The following is a 629-nucleotide window of genomic DNA, read 5'->3' on the forward strand; positions in this document are numbered from 1 at the left end:
AGGTCATCGAGGCCACCGGCATGGACGGCCCGGCGGTCTACATCGCCGAGAACGGCCAGGACCACTACCTCCCGCCCACCGTCGCCACCGACCTGGACTGGGCCGCCGCATGACCCCGTCCACCGGCCTCTTCCCGCTGCGGAATGCCACCCTGCGCCCCATGCCGGACGGCGTGCGGGGAGCCCTCGTCCGCGAGGTCTCCCCCTGCCCCGGCGACATCCTCCGGGCCACCTGGCACCCCGCCGCCACCAGCCACCGCGACCGGCTCGGCCCCGGCGCCCTCCTCCTCACCTGGACCCCGGCCTCCTCTGGCGGCATGGACGTCACCGCCCGCCTCGGCCTGAACACGATGGAGGTCACCCTCGCCACCTGGCCCGGCCTCCGGGGCAACTGGAGCACCACCGTCCACCCCACCGTCTACGAGGTCCTCGCCCTGCACTCGGCACTCCGCGTCGCCCGCAAGGCCCTCGCCACCGTCTGACCCCATTGCCACGATGAGGCCGCCCGGAATCTCCGGGCGGCCTCATCGTCATATCCGCTCGCTTCCCCGTGCCCGGCTACGGCGCACCCCAGCCCTCACCGTTCTTCGAGGACCGGCTCAGCATCCAATGACACCAACCGACTTACAC

The 629-nt window shown here is 72.3% G+C and carries 1 protein-coding gene; it reads left to right on the forward strand.

Annotated features, from left to right (window positions below; all coding sequences use genetic code 11):
- The first annotated feature begins 109 nt into the window (after positions 1–109).
- Positions 110–481, forward strand: a complete 372-nt coding sequence (locus FF041_RS36050) for an esterase (RefSeq protein WP_153526775.1) — start codon at positions 110–112, stop codon at positions 479–481.
- The last annotated feature ends 148 nt before the right edge of the window (positions 482–629 follow it).

Source organism: Streptomyces jumonjinensis (assembly GCF_009600885.1).
Classification (GTDB): domain Bacteria; phylum Actinomycetota; class Actinomycetes; order Streptomycetales; family Streptomycetaceae; genus Streptomyces; species Streptomyces jumonjinensis.

Coding starts and splice junctions, on each gene's coding strand:
- FF041_RS36050 (WP_153526775.1), top strand. CDS start 110: ATGACCCCGTCCACCGGCCTCTTCCCGCTGCGGAATGCCACCCTGCGC.